Source organism: Frankia sp. CeTa3Moorea (assembly GCF_978021225.1).
This window is the reverse complement of the sequence record NZ_CDXDOR010000234.1, coordinates 1-3,430: the sequence shown is the minus strand read 5'-3', so window position 1 is coordinate 3,430 and position 3,430 is coordinate 1. Positions and strand designations below refer to the sequence as shown.

Sequence of the window (3,430 nt, the reverse complement as noted above, 5' to 3'; positions counted from 1 at the left end):
GCTCGCGCCTGCCGCGGGCCGCTCCGCCTCCCTCGTCTCAAGGGGTGAGCGACGGGCTGGGGCGCTGAGCCTGCGCCACCACGTCAGGTGCGGGCGGCACCTCCAGCGAGTGGGGCAGCCGGAGCCGCTTGAGCAGCAGGGCGTTGACGGCGACCAGGAAGCTGGAGCCGGACATGGACAGGGCCGCGATCTCCGGACGGAGCACCAGGCCGAAGGCCGGGTCGAAGACGCCTGCCGCGATGGGGAGCGCGATGGCGTTGTAGCCGACTGCCCAGGCAAGGTTCTGCCGCATCTTGCGGACGGTACCCCGCCCGGTGAGCAGGGCGGCTGGGACGTCGAGCGGGTCGGAGCGCATGAGCACGACGTCGGCGGTCTCGATGGCGACATCCGTGCCGGCGCCAATCGCGACGCCGAGGTCGGCCTGGGCCAGGGCGGGGGCGTCGTTGACCCCGTCGCCGACCATCGCGACCCGCCGGCCGCCCCGCTGCAGTTCGGCGACCTGCGCTGCCTTGTCTCCAGGGAGCACTTCGGCGATGACCGTGTCGATGCCGAGCTGGTCGGCGATGCGTCGTGCGGTGGCCTGGTTGTCGCCGGTGAGCATGACGACCGCGACACCCGCCTCGTGCAGGGCGCCGATGGCCATCGCCGCGGTGGGACGAGGCGCGTCGGCGAGCCCGACCACGCCAGCGGCCCGGCCGTCAATGGCGACGAGCACGGCGGTCCGGCCGCCGGCGGCCAGCGTCTCGCGGCGCTGGCCCAGACTGCCCAGATGGACCCCTTCGGCGCCCATCAGCCGCTGGTTGCCGACCGCGACCCGGTGGCCGTCGACCGTGGCGACCGCGCCCTGCCCGGGCACGTTGACGAACGCCTCCGCCCGGGCCTGCGCCACGCCACGGGCGTCGGCGTGGCGGGCAACCGCCTGGGCGAGGGGGTGCTCGGACTCCCGCTCGACGGCCGCGACCAGGCGCAGCAGTTCGGCTTCGGCGGGACCGCCGTCCTGGTCGGTGACGACGTCGGTGACCTCCGGCTCGCCCTTCGTCAGGGTGCCGGTCTTGTCCATCACCACGACGTCGATCCGGGCGGACGTCTCCAGCGCGGTCGCGTTCTTGAACAGGATGCCGCGTCGGGCACCCAGGCCGGTACCGACCATGATCGCGGTGGGGGTGGCCAGGCCGAGCGCGTCCGGGCAGGTGATGACGACCACCGTGATCGCGAACAGGACGGCTTCTTGCGCCGGCCGGTCAGTGGCGAACAACCAGACCAGCAGCGTTCCGAGCCCGCCGGCGAGCGCGACGAACACCAGCCAGAACGCGGCCCGGTCGGCCAGCCGCTGGCCGGGGGCCTTGCTGTTCTGTGCTTCCTGCACGAGTGCGACGATCTGCGCCAGCGCGGTGTCGGCGCCGACCTTGGTCGCCCGGACGCGCAGCGTGCCGATGGTGTTGATGGTGGCACCGATAGCCTCAGACCCGGGCTGCTTGTGCACGAGCAGGCTCTCGCCGGTGACCATCGACTCGTCGACGTCGGACTCGCCCTCCTCGACAACACCGTCGACGGCGATCCGGCCCCCAGGCCGGACCAGCAGCAGGTCCCCGACGACGACCTCGGCCGTGGGGATCTCGACCGGTTCGCCGCCGCGGAGCACCACCGCCGTCTCGGGCGCCAGTTCGAGCAGAGACCGGATGGCGTCGTTGGCTCCGCCCCTCGCCCGCATCTCGAACCAGTGGCCCAGCAGCACGAACGCCGCGAGCACCGTGGCGGCCTCGTAGAAGACGTCGCCGCCACCAGCCAGGGTGACGACCAGGGAGTACGTCCACCCCGTGCCGACCGCCACGGCGACCAGCACCATCATGTCCAGGGTCCGGGCCCGCAGCGCCCGCACCGCCCCGTCGAAGAAGATCCACGACGCCCAGAAGACCACCGGCAGGCTCAGGGCCAGCTGGAACACGTCGTCGCGCAGGCCGAACGGGGCGGCCACCTCGAAGCCGAGCACCTCGCGGCCGATCGCCGACCACAGCAGGATCGGCACCGAGAAGACAGCCGCGACCAGGAACCGGTTGCGCATGTCGGCGACCATCGCGTCCATCGACATCGTCGCATGCCCGCCGTGCCCGGTAGGCGTCGGGGTTTCCGCCGACGCCGTGCTGTCACCCGGTGCCTGAGCTTCCTCGGTCTCAGTTTCCTCGGTCTCACTGCCGCGACCTCTGGCTGTAGCTCGCTCGGTGGCCAGCGGATCACAGACGTGGTCCGGCACGGACTGCCCGGCACAGTGGTAGCCGCAGTCGCGGACCCAGCGAGCGAGTTCTGCCACGGACGTCCGCGCCGGGTCAAACCGCACAACCGCTGATTGAGCCACCGGGTTCGCAGTCACCTCGACCACTCCGGGCCTCCGGCCGAGCACCGCCTCCACCCGTGCCTTCTCGGTCGCCCACCGCATCCCGGAGACCTCCAGGACCGCCGTCGAGACCACGTGCTGCCGAGCTTCGTCCTGATGCACGTCCACGATCGGTTCCCTTCCCGTCTTGCCGTCGCGCCGCTCCTCCAGCTTCCTACTATCGAAGCTAGTAGAGTTTGGGCTTCGCGATCTACAGCTACCCCCCGGGGGTATGAACCCTCAAGCCGGCCGGTGCCGAGGCGCCCGCCGAGGGCGGACGCGAACAGGGTGGAAGGGGTGTATCGGGCATGTTGATGAACCGGGTCGAGCCGGCGTTGGTCAGCTCGCCGCCGCGGCGCTGGCCCCGTTCGCCTTGGCGCACCTGCAGCATGGCTTGGTCCTCGAAGCTCCGGCCGTTGATCGCCCAGCGGTAGTCGGTGGCGCCCGCGCCCAGCTCGACCTGCAGCGTCCGGTCCGGCGCGCGGGTCCCAGCCCGCGACCGCCTCCACCGACCCGGCCGTCTACTACCCGGGATAGTGGGTTACCGTATGTTCCGGTCAGTCGCGCCGGACCACCTGTCGAATCCCTGCCCGGTCCAGGCGCTCCCTCCAACACACAGTCTGGGCAGGAAGGAAATCCGCGCTTCCTCCGGCCGCCGCCGCTGAAGTGGAGCTGCGTATTGCGACCGGCGTGCGCGTGCCGACCAGCGAAGCAGCCGGAGGCGCCGACGTCGCCCCCGGCGCCTCCGGGGCCTCCGGGGACGTGACGCGTACCCGCGCCGCTCGGCAGGCGGATCTTCGGCATCCTCGTTCCCTCTCGCGGGAGGCTCCGTGAATCTTGCAACGGTCTTGGTGACCGGCCTGTTCGCAGGTGGTGTGTCCTGTGCCGCGGTGCAGGGCGGCCTGCTGACCGGCCTGATCAGCCGACAGCGCGCCGCGGCGGCGGGACCAGCCGAGCTGCCCCGTCAGGCACCAGGCCGTAGTCGCCATTCAGCCCGCCATGCCCACCGCGCCCGCCCGGTGAGCCGGTCGGCGCGGGCGGTGCCGCAGGCGGATTGGC

General features: G+C 71.9%; 1 protein-coding gene and 1 pseudogene. One reads left to right on the top strand and one right to left on the bottom strand.

Annotated features, from left to right (window positions below; genetic code table 11):
* Nucleotides 1-37 precede the first annotated feature (37 nt).
* Nucleotides 38-2,500 (bottom strand): heavy metal translocating P-type ATPase, encoded by a 2,463-nt coding sequence (locus AC08OV_RS23335; RefSeq protein WP_476613958.1) that lies wholly within the window; start codon nucleotides 2,498-2,500, stop codon nucleotides 38-40.
* Between the two features lie 701 nt (nucleotides 2,501-3,201).
* Here AC08OV_RS23335 and AC08OV_RS23330 point away from each other — a divergent pair.
* Nucleotides 3,202-3,430, top strand: a pseudogene (locus tag AC08OV_RS23330) (sulfite exporter TauE/SafE family protein); the annotation flags it as partial.